This window comes from Rhodovulum euryhalinum (assembly GCF_004342445.1).
In the GTDB taxonomy this organism is placed as follows: domain Bacteria; phylum Pseudomonadota; class Alphaproteobacteria; order Rhodobacterales; family Rhodobacteraceae; genus Rhodovulum; species Rhodovulum euryhalinum.
On the sequence record NZ_SLWW01000007.1, the window covers coordinates 137,451 to 151,071 of the forward strand.

Consider the following 13,621-nt stretch of genomic DNA (forward strand, 5'->3'; position numbering starts at 1 on the left):
GCACGCCATGGGGCTTTTCGATCTGACCGGGCGGACCGCGCTGGTGACGGGATCCTCGATGGGGATCGGCCTGGCGCTGGCGCGCGGTCTGGGGCAGGCAGGTGCCCGGGTCGTGCTGAACGCCCGCGACCCTGGCCGCTTGCAGGCGGCAGCCGGGACGCTTCGGGCCGAGGGGCTGGTTGTCGACGCGCTGCCCTTCGACGTGACCGACCCGGACGCGGTGCGCGCCGCCGTCGATGGTTACGAGGCCGCGCACCCGATCGACATCCTCGTGAACAACGCGGGCATGCAGCACCGCACCCCGCTGGAAGACTTTCCGGTCGAGGCGTTCGACCGGCTGATGCGGACCAATGTCAATTCCGCATTCTATGTCGGCCAGGCCGTGGCGCGGCACATGATCGGGCGGGGTCAGGGAAGGATCGTCAACATCGCCAGCGTCCAGGCGGCGCTGGCCCGCCCGGGGATCGCGCCCTACACGGCGTCCAAGGGGGCGATCGTCAATCTCACCAAGGGCATGGCGACCGACTGGGCGCGGTACGGTTTGAATTGCAACGCCATTGCGCCCGGCTATTTCGACACGCCGTTGAACGCCGCGCTGGTGGCCGATCCCGAATTCTGCGTCTGGCTGGAACGGCGCACGCCTGCGGGCCGCTGGGGCCGGGTCGAGGAACTGGTGGGCGCCTGCGTCTTCCTGGCCTCCGATGCGGCAAGTTTCGTCAACGGGCACGTTCTTTACGTCGACGGGGGGATCACCGCGAGCCTGTAGGGCCCGCCGCGATCCTAGCCATAGCGTCCCAGCAGCGCCTTCAGATCGTCCAGCGTGTTGGCCTCGGCCACGGGCTTGTCCTTGCGCCAGCGTGCCATGCGGGGAAAGCGCAGCGCGATGCCCGACTTGTGGCGCGGGCTTTTCTGGATGCCCTCGAAGGCGATCTCGAACACATGTTCGGGCCGCACCTGCCGGACGGGGCCAAAGCGTTGCAGGGTATTGTGCCGGACCCATCGGGTGATCTCGCGGAACTCGGCATCGGTCAGCCCCGAATAGGCCTTGGTGAAGGGCACCAGCGCCGCGCCATCCCAGACCGCGAAGGTGAAATCGGTGTAAAGCGTCGCGCGCCGGCCATGGCCCGCCTGCGCATAGACCATCACCGCGTCGACCGTCAGCGGGTCGAGCTTCCATTTCCACCAGTCGCCCTTCTTGCGGCCCGCGAGATAGGGGGCGGCCGCGCGTTTCAGCATCACCCCCTCGGCGCCTGCCCCGCGCGCGGTCTTGCGCGTCTCGGCCAGCGCCGCCCAGTCGTCGAAGGGCAGCAAGGGCGACAGGCGCAGGGGGGCGTCCGCAGGCAGCGCGGCAAGCAGCGCCTCAAGCCGGGCGCGGCGCGCGGCCAGGGGCGCCTGGCGGATGTCGCGGCCCGCATCCTCCAGCAGGTCATAGGCGCACAGCACCACCGGAGCCTCGGCCAGCAGCCTTTTTGGGACGGTCTTGCGCGTGATCCGTTTCTGTAGCGCGGCAAAGGGCAGGGGGGCGTCCCCGGCCCAGCCGAGGATCTCGCCGTCGATCACCGTGCCCTCGGGCAGGAAATCGCGGGCCTGCGCCAGTTCGGGGAAGCGGTCGGTCATCAGTTCTTCGCCGCGGGACCAGACGAAGTGTTCGCCGCCCCGCACGATCACCTGCCCGCGGATGCCATCCCACTTGTATTCCGCGTGCCAGCCGGAGGGGTCGCCCAACGCCTCGGGGCCGTCCTCGATCTGGTAGGCCAGGTAGAACGGGTAGGGGCGCGACAGCGCGGCCGCCGGGTCGGGCGCCACGATCAGGGCGCGCCATGTGGTGGTCGCGGGCGTCCAGTCGCCCATCAGCCGGTGCGCCAGTTCCGCCTCGCCGATGCCGGTGGCCCGGGCCAGGGCGCGCGTCATCAGTTTCTGGCTGACGCCGACGCGAAAGCCGCCGGTGATGAGCTTGTTGAACAGGAACCGCTCGGTGCCATCCAGCGCGTCCCAAGCGGCGAGGATGCGGGCCTTGCGCGCGGGCTCGCCGGCCTGTGCAAGCGCCGCGATCTCGGCCATCCAGTTCGACAGGCTGGCCGCGCTGGTGCCGGTCGCGGGGGGCAGGACCAGGGCGATGGTCTCGGCCAGATCGCCCACCACCGGATAACATTCCTCGAACAGCCAGAGCGGCAGGCCCGCGCGTTCGGCCGCCCATTCCCGCAGGCGCATCGTCGTCACCGCCCGCCGCGGACGGCGGCCCGACAGAAGGGCGACGGTCCAGAGCCGGTCGGCCTCGGGCGCGTCGGCGAAATACGCGGCGAGCGCGTCCACCTTCGCGGTGGTCTTCGTCGTCCGGTCGAGCGCGGTGAAGAGGGCGGCGAAACGCTTCATGCCTCGTCCTCGGCGCGGTCTAGGCTTTCGCCCTCGAACGCGGTCTGGACGATTTCCGCGTCATGGCCCTGCTCGGCCAGCCAGCGGCGGAACACGGCGGTATAGCCATGGGTAACAAAGACGCGGTTTGCCCCGGTATTGCGGATCGCGGCGTTCAGCCCGGCCCAGTCGGCATGGTCGGACAGCACGAAGCCCCGGTCGGCCGCCCGCCTGCGGCGCACGCCCCGCAGTGCCATCCAGCCCGACGCGAATCCCGTCGCCGCCGCCCCGAAGCGCCGCGCCCAGGGGGCGCCCAGTGCCGAGGGCGGCGCCAGTACCAGCGCGCCGGGATAGGCCTTGAGGTCGGTCTCGGGCGTGACCGGCACCGTCGCGGGCAGGGCGATGCCCTGCGCGCGCATCACCGCGCAGGTGGCCTCGACTGCGCCATGGGTCAGGATCGGGCCGATCGAGCGATCCACCCCGGCCAGCAGCCGTTGCGCCTTGCCCAGGGAGTAGGCGCCCAGCAGCGTGACGCGCCCCGCGGCGGCATTGGCGGCCCACCAAGCGTTGATCTCGGCGAATACCTCGGCCTGCGGGCGCCAGGCAAAGACCGGCAACCCGAAGGTACATTCGCTGACGAAGGCATGCGCCCTGACCGGTTCGAACGGTTCGGACAGCCCGTCATCCTCCAGCTTGTAGTCGCCCGAGACGACCCAGACCTCGCCCCCAACCTCGACCCGGATCTGCGCCGAGCCGGGCACGTGACCTGCGGGATGGAAGGACACGGCGGCATCGCCGATCCGCCGCGTCTCGCCATAGCGGACAGTCTCCAGCGTGATCCCGCCCAGCCGATGGCGGATCACCGGGGCGGCGGTCGCGGTGGCCAGATAGCGGCGGTGGCCGGGGCGGGCGTGATCGGAATGGCCATGGGTGACCAGGGCCCGGTCGACGGGGGCCCAGGGGTCGATGAAGAAATCCCCCGCGGGGCAATGGATGCCGCGCTCGGTAAAGGTCAGGACGGACATGGGGCGCAGTATAGGGCGCTGCGGGCCGGGCGCCATGGTGGCGTGGTCAGGCGTGAAGCGTGTCCGTGATCCGCTTGCGGTGCGGCAGATGGGGCGTGGCGTGGCGGGTGAAATGCTCGGCCACCTCGTCAAAGACGCGGGCGCGGGTGGCCGTTCCCTCCATCATCACCTCGTGACGCGCCCCTTCGATCTCGCGCAGCGTGCCCGCGGCCCAAGAGCCCTTGACCGTGCGGATCGCGTTGGCGCAGACGATCCGCTCGTCGGTGCCCAGATAGGTCAGCGCGGGGATGGCGGGCGGGGCCATGCGCACCAGCGCGCGCATCTCGCACAGCGCCTCGTGCAGCCAGCTGAGGCTGGGCCCGCCGATCGCCATCTCGGGGCGGGCGGCAAGCTGGCGGCGCATGTAGCCGAACATCTCGGGGTCGCCCGTCAGTTCGTTCTCGTCGAAGCTGCTGGCCAGGATGTAGGCGTCGCCGCCGCGGCCGGGCGTCATCCGGCGATCGAAGCCCAGCGGCCGGCTGGCCGCGCTCAGCGCCCAGGCCGCCGGGCGCATCAGCGGCGAGAAGCGGATGCCCCACATCGGCGCGGTGAAGGCCACGGACGCCACGTCCAGCCCTTGGTGCAGCGCCCGAAGCCCGATGCACCCGCCCATCGAATGGGCAAGCAGGTGATAGGGCCGCGGCAGGCCCAGCGCTTCGGCCGCCCGGGCCACCGCCGTGACATCGCGCTGGTAGGCCTCGAACCGGTCGACATGGCCCAGGACGGGGTCGTCATGCAGCCGGTCTGCCAGCCCCTGTCCGCGCCAGTCGACAACCACGGTGGCAAAGCCGCGCGCCGCAAGGTCGGCTGCTGACCGGCCGTACTTCTCGGCATATTCGGTGCGCCCAGGGAACAGCAGCACCGTGGCCCGCGCCCGCGCAGCCCCCCAGACGGCTATCCGGATCCGAACCCCGTCCCCGGCCGTGACCCAGTAGGCGGCAGCGTCCTCGGGGCCTTCGGCGATATCGTTGTAAAGCGGGGCAGTGTCCATGATCCCTTAGGTAGGGTCAGGTGAATATCTGGGCAAGCTGCATGGCCTTGCCCATGTCGCCCTCGATGCGCAGCTTGCCGGTCATGAAGGCGGCGGTCGGGTTCAGATCGCCCTCCATCATGCCGCGGAACGTGTCGAGCGAGGCGGTCAGCGTCACCTCGGCCTCGGCGTCGCCCGCATGGGCGCCCTCGGAGTCGACCATGATCGCGCCTTCATCCTCGATCACGAACTTGGCGACGCCGTCGAACCCCCCGTCGATCTTGCCGTTCAGGGTTTCGACTGCCTTTTCGATCACGTCGCTCATGGGTATCCTCCGATTGTGAACGCGGGGCCTGTCGCTTTTCCCGCGCATTGCGCTATCCTCGGGCCTGTTATGGCCATGCTGCGAAAACTTCTCAATCCTGTCGTGACGGCATTTTGTGCCGCATTTGCGCTGTCCGGGCCGACACTTGCCGACGGGGACCGGGCCGCCGAGCTTCTGCAAGAGTTGCGCGAACCCGAATTGCCGAACTGGAAGCAGGTCGAGCAGGCGATCCGCGCGGAATGGGCGAAATCGGGCTCGGCCTCGATGGACCTTCTGCTGCGGCGCGGGCGCGACGCGGTCGAGGCGGGCGATTTCGAGGCCGCCATCGCGCATCTGACCGCGCTGGTCGATCACGCGCCGGACTTCGCCGAGGGCTACAACACGCGGGCGATGGCCTATTTCCGGGCCGGGCTGTTCGGCCCCGCGATTGGCGATCTGGCCCGGACGCTGGAGCTGAACCCCGGAAATTTCGTCGCGCTGACAGGACTTGCCACGATCCTCGAGGAAACGGCGCGCTACGAGGCTGCGCTTCGGGCGGTGCGCGCGGCACGTGCTATACATCCCCATGAACCTGACCTAGAAGAGGCCGAGAAGCGGCTTGAGATCCTGACCTCCGGCCGCACGCTCTGAGGGCGGGCGAAAGGGCAGAAAATGGCAGATCAGGCGAGGATCACCGCGGTCCTCGGGCCGACCAATACCGGCAAGACCCATTACGCGATCGAACGGATGCTGGCCCACCGGACGGGCGTGATCGGCCTGCCTCTGCGCCTGCTCGCGCGCGAGGTCTATGACCGGATCGTTGCCCTGCGCGGGCCGTCCTGCGTTGCGCTGGTGACCGGCGAGGAACGGATCGTGCCGGACCGCGCGCAATACTGGGTCTGCACCGCCGAGGCGATGCCCCCGGGGACGGGGGCCGATTTCCTGGCGGTGGACGAGATCCAGCTTTGCGCCGACCCGGAACGCGGCCATGTCTTCACCGACCGGCTGCTGAACGCCCGCGGCCAGCACGAGACCCTGTTCCTGGGCGCCGACACCATGCGGGGCGCGATCGCTGCGCTGGTGCCCCGGGCGCAGTTCATGCGGCGCGAACGGTTCTCGGACCTGACCTACACCGGCTCGAAAAAGATCAGCCGGATGCCGCCCCGGTCGGCCATCGTCGGGTTTTCGGTAGAGAACGTCTATGCCATCGCGGAACTGATCCGTCGGCAGAAGGGCGGCTGCGCGGTGGTGATGGGCGCGCTGTCGCCCCGCACGCGGAACGCCCAGGTGGAGCTTTACCAGAACGGCGACGTCGATTACCTCGTCGCGACCGATGCGATCGGGATGGGGCTGAACCTCGACATCAAGCATGTCGCCTTTTCCAGCCTGTCCAAGTTCGACGGCCGCCGGATGCGGCCCCTGCAACCCAACGAACTGGCCCAGATCGCGGGCCGCGCGGGGCGGCACACCCAGGCCGGAACCTTCGGCGTCACCGGCGAGGCGCGTCCATTGGACCCCGAGACCGCCGAGGCCATCGTCGAGAACCGATTCACGCCCTTGCGCAAGCTGCAATGGCGCAATTCGAGGCTGGATTTCGGCACCCCCGAGCGGCTGATTGCCGCGCTGGAAACCCAGCCCGGCGGCGACTGGCTGACCCGCGCGCGCGAGGCCGACGATCTGGGGGCGTTCAAGACGCTGTCGGCCATCCCGGAGTTGCGTGGCAGGATCGGCGATGCGCGCGATGTGAAACTGCTGTGGGATGTCTGCCGGATACCGGATTTTCGGGGGATTTCCTCGGGCGAACACGCGGGCCTTCTCGAACGGATCTTCGGATTCCTGCACGAGGCGGGACGCGTGCCCGACGACTGGCTGGCGCGGCAGGTGGCGCGCATCGACCGGACAGATGGCGACATTGACACGCTCTCGAAACGTCTGGCGTATATCCGCACCTGGACCTACGTCGCCCAACGTTCGGGCTGGGTCGCGGATGAAGGCCATTGGCGCGGCCTCACCCGCGCTGTAGAAGACCGCCTGTCCGACGCGCTGCACGGTGTGCTGACGCAGAGATTTGTTGACCGGCGGACATCCGTTCTGCTCCGCCGGTTGAAGCAGAAGGAGAGCCTTGTGGCCGAGGTGAACGACAAGGGTGAGGTGACGGTCGAGGGGCAGTTCGTCGGCCGACTGGAAGGCTTCCGCTTCCGCCAGGACGCCTCGGCCAGTCCGGACGAGGCGCGCACGCTGCGCCAGGCGGCGCTGGCTGCGCTGGGCCCCGAGTTCCATCTGCGCGCCGACCGGTTCTACAACGCGCCGGACACCGAACTCGACTTCACCGAGCAGGGCGGGCTGATGTGGGGCTCGCATGCGGTGGGCAAGCTCGTGGCCGGATCCGATCCGCTGAAGCCGCAGATCGAGCCCTTCGTCGACGAAGAGGCGGGCGCCGAAGTCACCGAGAAGGTGCGCCGCCGCCTTCAGCATTTCATCGACCGGCGTGTGGCCACGCTGTTCGAACCGCTTCTGAACCTTCAGCGCGACGAGGCGCTGACCGGCCTGACCCGCGGTTTTGCCTTCCGCATGGTCGAGGCGATGGGCATCCTGCCGCGCGATGGCGTGACGGCCGAGGTCAAGCAGCTTGACCAGGACGCGCGCGGCGCGCTGCGCAAGCACGGCATCCGCTTTGGCCAGTTCACGATCTTCATGCCGCTCTTGCTGAAGCCCGCGCCGACGCGGCTGCGCCTTGTGCTGTGGTCGCTGCACAAGGGCCTGGACGAGTTTCCCGAAAGCCCGCCGCCGGGGCTGGTGACGATCGCGGTGGCCGAGGGGATGCCCCAGGAATACCACACGCTGTCGGGCTATCGCGCGGCCGGCGCCCGCGCCATCCGGATCGACATGCTGGAACGGCTTGCGGACATGCTGCGCTCCGAGGACACGCGCGGGGGATTCGAGGCGAAGCCCGAGATGCTGTCGATCACCGGCACCACGCTGGAACAGTTCGCCCATCTCATGCAGGGGCTTGGCTACACGGCCGAGCGGGGCGAACGGCCCAAGGTGAAACCGGCACCGGCGCCCGCGGTGGACGAGACCGCTCCGCCCGGGACGGCCGCCGACGAGGCAGCCGCCGACGCGGCAACTGCCGGCGAAACCACGGTGGACGAAACCACGGCCGCGGCCGAGGCAGAAACCACACCCGAGGCAACGCCCGCACCGGAGCCGGAGGCAGGGGCGGAAACGCCCGCCGCCGACGCCCCGCCGCCGTCCGCGGCCGAGATCGAGGTCTTCTATACCTTCACCTGGGCGCCCCGGCGTTCGGGCGGCCACAAGCCCCGTGGCGGCGACAGGCCGCAGGGCAAGGGCAAGCCGCGCGGCAAGCCCAAGGGCAAGCCGGGCGGTGCCCCGCGCGGGGAAAAGCCGCACAGCTTCGAGGCCCGCCCGCCCCGCAAGGAAAAGCCGATCGATCCCGACAACCCCTTCGCCGCCGCGCTGATGGGCTTGAAGAACAAGACCTAGGTGTTCATACTTCCGGCACGTTCGACCACCGATTAGGAGGACTATATCCCGATGCAGAAGACCGCCGAACGCAAGCTTTCTCCCAAGGAAGCCGTAGATGCGGCGTTCACTTTCTTCAGGGATTTGTATTCGGAACGAAACTTGCACCACCTGCTTCTGGAAGGCGTTCGCTATGACGAGCAAGATAATTGTTGGGTGGTTACGATCGGTTTCGACATTGGTCGGGAGAAGACTGCGGGCGGTGAGTTGTACTTCCTTCAGAAATCGCGCGAGCCGATCAGGGAGTTCCGTGTGGTCCGCCTGAAGGCCGATGACGGCACTTTTCTGGCTCTTGAAAACGTGTGAAGCGGCTTCTGCTCGACACCAACCTTCTGGTCTTCTGGATTGTCGGTAACCTTGACGGTTCGCGTATTGGAGGCCGCAGGCTGGAAGCATTTGAGCCGCAACACCTTGGTCGGCTTAACGAAATCGTCCGTCAGTTTCATAGGCATGTCTCCACGCCCAACATTTTGACGGAAGCATCGAATCTTATCGGTTCCGGTAAACAGCAACTTTGTCCCGGAGGTGCCGAGGCGCTTGGCGCGTACATCCGAAGTCTCGATGAGGTCTTTGTGCCCAGCGTAGAGACGCTAAGCGAGCCTTTCTATGCGCACCTTGGCTTGGCTGATGCTGGCGTCATATGCCTCGGCCGACGGGGAGACTTTGTTTTGACGGGGGATGGTCCGCTCTACGGCATGATGGTTGGCCATGGTGTACCTGTTCAGAACTTCTGGCACGGGGTTAACTTCGAGGAGTGACCGAAACCGGCCCCCGTCCGACGATCCGGCTGGACAAGTGGCTCTGGCAGGCGCGTTTCTTCAAGACGCGGACGCTGGCGGCCAAGGTCGTCACGGGGGGCCATGTCCGTGTCAACGCCGCCAGGACCGACAAGCCGGGCGCGCGCGTCGGGCCGGGCGACACGCTGACCTTTCCCCAGGGCGACGACATCCGGGTCGTGCGCATCCTCGCCCCCGGTGCGCGCCGGGGGCCTGCGACCGAGGCGCGCACCCTCTACGACGACTTGACCCCGATCAAGGCGCGACAACCCGAAAATCCGCGATACGAGGGGGGTGGGCGCCCCACCAAGAAAGACCGCCGGCAGATCGACAACAGGTCCAAACCCCCGCTTGAATGATCCGCCCCGGTGGTCTAGTTCCTGCCCCACAAGAAAACCGAGAGCCTGCACATGACCTATGTCGTCACCGACAACTGCATCGCCTGCAAGTATACCGATTGCGTAGAGGTCTGCCCCGTGGACTGCTTCTACGAGGGCGAGAACATGCTGGTGATCCACCCCGACGAGTGCATCGATTGCGGCGTGTGCGAGCCCGAATGCCCCGCCGATGCGATCCGGCCCGACACCGAGCCCGACATGGACGCCTGGGTGGAGTTCAACCGCCAATACGCCCTGGTCTGGCCGGTCATCATCACCCGCAAGGACCCGCTGCCCGAGGCCACGGAGCGCGACGGCGAGACCGGCAAGCGCGAGAAATACTTCTCCGAGGCGCCCGGCCAGGGCGGCTGACGCCCGATTCGCGGCCGCTGCCCGATATCTGGGCGGGAAATGGCATTATGTGCCAAGCCGTTGACGCTGCGTCGCGGCGGCGGCGCTTTTCTTGGCCTGCATTTTGTGTTACGGTTTTTTCATAGATGGCCGACCGAATCCTGCCCACCACACGCAGATACAACCGTCTGCGGGGTGGTTTTTCAGCGTCAGACGACCCACGTGCCTGGGAAATCTGTTTCCCGGCATGAGTTTCGATGCTGTTCAGGGGTCCATGCGAGGAAGAACTGAATGTCGAAGACCAAGAAAGCCGAGTTCCGCCCCAACGACTACGTGGTCTACCCCGCCCACGGCGTGGGAAAGATCGTGTCGATCGAGGAGCAGGAGATCGCCGGTATTCCGCTCGAACTCTTCGTGATCTCGTTCGAGAAGGACAAGATGACCCTGCGCGTTCCGACCAACAAGGCCACCGAGATCGGCATGCGGTCGCTCTCGACCCCTGATATCGTGTCCAAGGCGATGGCGACGCTGAAGGGCAAGGCCAAGGTCAAGCGGGCGATGTGGTCGCGCCGGGCGCAGGAATACGAACAGAAGATCAACTCGGGCGACCTGATCTCGATCGCCGAGGTGGTTCGCGACCTGCACCGCACCGACGACCAGCGCGAGCAATCCTATTCCGAACGCCAGCTTTACGAGGCCGCGCTGGAGCGGCTGACACGCGAAGTGGCCGCCGTGTCCGGCGTGGACGAGGCCGGCGCGCAAAAGCAGGTGGACGAGGTTCTGGTCTCGCGCGCCGCCTGACGCGATCGCAGCAAGCCTTTTTCTGGCCGCGGCCTTTGTGCCGCGGCCTTTTTCGTGCTCGCGCCGGGAGTATCAGTCCAGATCAGCCGCCCGGCAGGTCGAGGACGATGTTCCGTCCGTTCTTGACGTAGCGCAACTGGCTTTCGCCGATCGCGGCGACGCTGCCACCGTCGAGGCGGTCCCCGACCTTCAGTTTCTCGTAGCGCCCGCTCGGCAGACGTACCAGCGCGCGGCGGTCCCCGGACGAGCCGTAGACCCCGATCAGGTTGAGCTTGCCCAGATTGATCGCGTTCTCGACCGTCGCCTGGCGGGCGACATTGGCGCTGGTCGGAATACGTGGCGCCCTGGCTGCGGCGGCGGGGGGCACGGCAGGCGCCGCAGCGGGCGCCGTCGCGGCCAGTCGGTCATCGAGATCCGAGGGCCGTGCAGCGGGGCGGATCGAGCGCGCCAGGTTGGGCTCGGGTTCCTCGGCTTCCGGCTCGGCCGACGCCTCTGCCTGCTCCTCGGGGGAAAGCGCTGCCTGAAGCGCCGCCTCGATATCGGCCCCCAGTTCGGGGGCCCGGGCGGCCAAGGCGGCGGCCATGGCCTCGGGACGCGCGCGCGGGCGCAGCCCGGGGTCGGGGGCCTCTGCGGCGGGGGGCGCCGCTGCCGGCATCGCTGCGGGGACCAGCCCCTCGGGACGCAGCTGCGGGCGGAAGGGGGCAAGCCGCATCGCGGTCGCGGCGTCGGCCACCAGGACCGCGGTCTCGGGCAGATCGGTGGCCTCCGGTTGCGCTTCGGGGGCTGCGGCGGCCGTTTCGGTCGCCTGAACAGGTGACGTGGCGGCCGCGTCCCCGGCCTCTGTCTCGGTTGCGGGGGCGGGCTCGGGGTCCGCGGCCTCGGGCGCGGCGGGCTCTTGCGGGACCGCAGCTTCGGGGCCGGGCCGGGCGGGCGGCGTGACCGGGGGGCGCCCAAGCGTCACCGGCACCACAAGTTCCGGCCGCCGCGGCGGTACGATCGAGGGCCGGCCCTCGACGACCACAACGCCCGTCTCGGGGGCCGCTACGGGTGCCGGATCCGCAACGGCGGGCGGTTCCGGATCGGCCGCCGGTTCCGGATTGGCGGGCGGTTCCGCCGCCACCTCGGACGTGGCGGGGCTTTCCTCGGGCGCGGCCTCGGGGATCGCGGCCACCTCGACGCCATCGGCCACGATCATCCCCTCGGGCATGGCGGGCTCGGTCGCGCGCGCCTGCGAATCCTCGGGGTCATCGACCTCGGCGGGGCGTCTTCCGCGCGGCAGCAGGGGCGGCTGACCGGCGAAGACCATCACCCCCTCGGGCGTCAGGGCCCCTTCGGGCGTTGCAGCGATGAATCCGCGCTCGTCCAGCACGAAGGTTTCGTCCGGTCCCGGCGGATCCGCCTGCAGCGGCAGCGGCTGGTCATTGGCCTCGGTCCTTCGGGGATCGGGCAGATCGACCGCATCGGGCGGCCGGATCGCCGGGTCGAGCGCGGCGACGTAAAGGTTCTCGATCCGGTCCTGCGGCGGGGCGGCAGGCGGTTCGGGCGCGACCTGCCAGAGCCCGGTGCTGGCATAGGCTTCGGCGGCGTCGGTTTCGCTGAACGGCGCGGCCGGCGAGGGCGGTTCGGGTGCCGTGGGTTCGACCGGCGCAGGCTCTGGCGGGGCGAGGTCGGGGGTGGCGGCGGGGGCATCCTCGGCCACCGAGGGCGTGCCGGGCGTCCGAAGTGCGGGCGGCGCGGTCACCGGTTCGTCGGGCAGCGCCGCAAGCGCGTCGCCCACCTCGGGCGCGGCTGCGGGCGTCTCTGCCCGCTCGCCGCCCTCGGGCAGCAGCGACCAGATCGACACTGCCGCCATCGCCAGGACCAGCGCGCCGGTCAGCGCGATCCCAAGCCGCAGATTGCCCCGGCCCGGCCGCGCCTTTGCCTGACCGAGCGCAATTTCGGCAAGTGTCTGCGCTGCCGCCCGGCGCGGCGGCGCGGCGAGCGGAGGGGACGGCGCCTTTGACGGCGCACCGGCGGGGGCGACGGACGGTCTGGGCCGATCGGTCTGGACCGTGCCGGAGGATGGCCGGGCCGGGACATCGACGGCAAGGGGCTTGCCCGCCGCCGGGGACGGTTCCCTGGAATCGGCCGCTGGGGCAAGGCTGGCGGGCGTGTTGCCGCCATGCGGCACGTCCGGCCGGGGCGTGGCAAGGGTCAGCCGCGACGGGGCGGGCGGGGCGTCATCAAGCGGCCGTTCCGCCGGCGCCCGGGTTTCCTCGCCCTCGCCGCGGCGGCGCGTCGCGAACGGGACGGCAGGATCGGCCGGGGTGCTTGTCGCGGGCGCGTCCGGGATGGCGGGGGAGGCGGCAGGCGCGGCCCGGGGTTTGCCTTTGGACGGCGGCCTGGGCGCGGATTTCGGCGCCGCCGGTGCGTCGTCGCCCGCCGCGTAATCCGCCATCCCGCCCGGACGCACGGCGCGGCCATCGCGCTGGGGCGTCTGGCCCTTGCCCAACAGCCCCGGCGCCAGCGCGGTCGGGCCGAAGAACGCTTCGCCGTCGAATTTCCCGGCGGGCGGTGCGGCCACGCAGCAGACCGGGTTGAAGTGGTGCTGCGCGGCAAAGCCTTCGGCCTCGTCCAGCGTCTCGCGCGCCACGACCGCCAGCCGCGCGGTGCCGTCGCCCAGATCTTGCCAGTCGAACACAAGCTCGTCGACAGCATAGGGTGTCAGCCCGTCGAGCCCGCGCCGGAGGCTCGCGCGTTTCTCGGCCTGGCTTTCGCCGCTGAAGGGCAGCGTCGTGTAGAGGATCTGGCTATCGGGGATGACCAGCTTGGTCAGAAGCGTGCCGGTCGCCAGTCCCTCGGCCGTATTGCGCATCAGCCGCAGTGTCTCGCCCAGCCCGGGGTCGTCCAGCGACACGTCGCCCAACCGCTGCCACCCGCCTTTCGAGCGGTGCAGCAGGCCGATCCCGTCCTCCGAGAGAGTCAGCGCGAAACCTGGTTTCATTACCGCTATCTAAACCGGTCCCCCACCGGTGCCCAACCAGAGTCTGCGGACTATAGCAGGAAAATGCCGACGCTTAGAAGGGGCCGGGGGGAATTCCCTT

The 13,621-nt window shown here is 69.0% G+C and carries 13 protein-coding genes; 8 read left to right on the forward strand and 5 right to left on the reverse strand.

All coding sequences use genetic code 11. The features are described from left to right. The first annotated feature begins 7 nt into the window (after positions 1–7). On the forward strand, positions 8–766 hold the full coding sequence (locus tag EV655_RS10120; RefSeq protein ID WP_132544427.1) for an SDR family oxidoreductase: 759 nt from the start codon (positions 8–10) through the stop codon (positions 764–766). A gap of 14 nt (positions 767–780) precedes the next feature. Here the strand turns inward: EV655_RS10120 and EV655_RS10125 are convergent, their stop codons facing one another. Genes EV655_RS10125 through EV655_RS10140 form a run of 4 tightly spaced genes read right to left on the reverse strand, consistent with a single transcriptional unit; the run spans position 781 to position 4,711 of the window. Continuing rightward, on the reverse strand, positions 781–2,373 hold the full coding sequence (locus EV655_RS10125; protein WP_132544429.1) for an ATP-dependent DNA ligase: 1,593 nt from the start codon (positions 2,371–2,373) through the stop codon (positions 781–783). Continuing rightward, entirely contained in the window at positions 2,370–3,377 is a 1,008-nt protein-coding gene (locus EV655_RS10130) for a ligase-associated DNA damage response exonuclease (RefSeq protein WP_132544431.1), read from the reverse strand. Before EV655_RS10130 ends, EV655_RS10125 begins: the two co-directional genes overlap by 4 nt. A gap of 46 nt (positions 3,378–3,423) precedes the next feature. Continuing rightward, positions 3,424–4,407, reverse strand: coding sequence for an alpha/beta fold hydrolase (locus tag EV655_RS10135; RefSeq protein WP_132544432.1), 984 nt, complete (start codon positions 4,405–4,407; stop codon positions 3,424–3,426). A 16-nt stretch (positions 4,408–4,423) separates the two neighbouring features. Next, positions 4,424–4,711, reverse strand: a complete 288-nt coding sequence (locus EV655_RS10140) for an SCP2 sterol-binding domain-containing protein (RefSeq protein ID WP_132544434.1) — start codon at positions 4,709–4,711, stop codon at positions 4,424–4,426. Positions 4,712–4,786: 75 nt separating this feature from the next. On the opposite strand from EV655_RS10140, the gene EV655_RS10145 reads away from it, so the two are divergent. From EV655_RS10145 to EV655_RS10175, 7 genes are all read left to right on the forward strand, one after another. After that, the gene (locus EV655_RS10145) at positions 4,787–5,341 is read left to right on the forward strand and encodes a tetratricopeptide repeat protein (RefSeq protein ID WP_132544436.1); all 555 of its coding nucleotides are present in this window, start codon (positions 4,787–4,789) and stop codon (positions 5,339–5,341) included. A 21-nt stretch (positions 5,342–5,362) separates the two neighbouring features. Further along, positions 5,363–8,194 (forward strand): helicase-related protein, encoded by a 2,832-nt coding sequence (locus tag EV655_RS10150; protein WP_132544438.1) that lies wholly within the window; start codon positions 5,363–5,365, stop codon positions 8,192–8,194. Positions 8,195–8,245: 51 nt separating this feature from the next. Next, a complete protein-coding gene (locus EV655_RS10155; RefSeq protein ID WP_132544440.1) occupies positions 8,246–8,539 on the forward strand; it encodes a hypothetical protein in 294 nt (97 codons plus the stop codon). After that, positions 8,536–8,991, forward strand: a complete 456-nt coding sequence (locus EV655_RS10160) for a PIN domain-containing protein (protein WP_132544443.1) — start codon at positions 8,536–8,538, stop codon at positions 8,989–8,991. Before EV655_RS10155 ends, EV655_RS10160 begins: the two co-directional genes overlap by 4 nt. Beyond that, entirely contained in the window at positions 8,988–9,368 is a 381-nt protein-coding gene (locus EV655_RS10165) for an RNA-binding S4 domain-containing protein (RefSeq protein WP_207901947.1), read from the forward strand. The genes EV655_RS10160 and EV655_RS10165 overlap by 4 nt, the downstream gene beginning before the upstream one ends. A gap of 51 nt (positions 9,369–9,419) precedes the next feature. Continuing rightward, positions 9,420–9,758: a ferredoxin FdxA gene (gene fdxA, locus EV655_RS10170; protein WP_132544445.1), complete on the forward strand. Its 339-nt coding sequence runs from the start codon at positions 9,420–9,422 to the stop codon at positions 9,756–9,758. A 270-nt stretch (positions 9,759–10,028) separates the two neighbouring features. Beyond that, complete coding sequence (locus tag EV655_RS10175; protein WP_132544446.1) at positions 10,029–10,538, forward strand: CarD family transcriptional regulator; 510 nt, start codon at positions 10,029–10,031, stop codon at positions 10,536–10,538. Between the two features lie 82 nt (positions 10,539–10,620). Here EV655_RS10175 and EV655_RS10180 read toward each other — a convergent pair whose 3' ends face one another. After that, on the reverse strand, positions 10,621–13,521 hold the full coding sequence (locus tag EV655_RS10180; RefSeq protein ID WP_132544448.1) for a hypothetical protein: 2,901 nt from the start codon (positions 13,519–13,521) through the stop codon (positions 10,621–10,623). Positions 13,522–13,621: the final 100 nt, after the last annotated feature.

What these genes read in the sequence shown, in the direction of transcription:
- EV655_RS10150 (WP_132544438.1), top strand. Translation starts at nt 5,363, where the DNA reads ATGGCAGATCAGGCGAGGATCACCGCGGTCCTCGGGCCGACCAATACC.
- EV655_RS10155 (WP_132544440.1), top strand. Translation starts at nt 8,246, where the DNA reads ATGCAGAAGACCGCCGAACGCAAGCTTTCTCCCAAGGAAGCCGTAGAT.
- EV655_RS10130 (WP_132544431.1), bottom strand. Translation starts at nt 3,377, where the DNA reads ATGTCCGTCCTGACCTTTACCGAGCGCGGCATCCATTGCCCCGCGGGG.
- EV655_RS10125 (WP_132544429.1), bottom strand. Translation starts at nt 2,373, where the DNA reads ATGAAGCGTTTCGCCGCCCTCTTCACCGCGCTCGACCGGACGACGAAG.
- EV655_RS10135 (WP_132544432.1), bottom strand. Translation starts at nt 4,407, where the DNA reads ATGGACACTGCCCCGCTTTACAACGATATCGCCGAAGGCCCCGAGGAC.
- EV655_RS10120 (WP_132544427.1), top strand. Translation starts at nt 8, where the DNA reads ATGGGGCTTTTCGATCTGACCGGGCGGACCGCGCTGGTGACGGGATCC.
- fdxA (WP_132544445.1), top strand. Translation starts at nt 9,420, where the DNA reads ATGACCTATGTCGTCACCGACAACTGCATCGCCTGCAAGTATACCGAT.
- EV655_RS10175 (WP_132544446.1), top strand. Translation starts at nt 10,029, where the DNA reads ATGTCGAAGACCAAGAAAGCCGAGTTCCGCCCCAACGACTACGTGGTC.
- EV655_RS10180 (WP_132544448.1), bottom strand. Translation starts at nt 13,521, where the DNA reads ATGAAACCAGGTTTCGCGCTGACTCTCTCGGAGGACGGGATCGGCCTG.
- EV655_RS10145 (WP_132544436.1), top strand. Translation starts at nt 4,787, where the DNA reads ATGCTGCGAAAACTTCTCAATCCTGTCGTGACGGCATTTTGTGCCGCA.
- EV655_RS10140 (WP_132544434.1), bottom strand. Translation starts at nt 4,711, where the DNA reads ATGAGCGACGTGATCGAAAAGGCAGTCGAAACCCTGAACGGCAAGATC.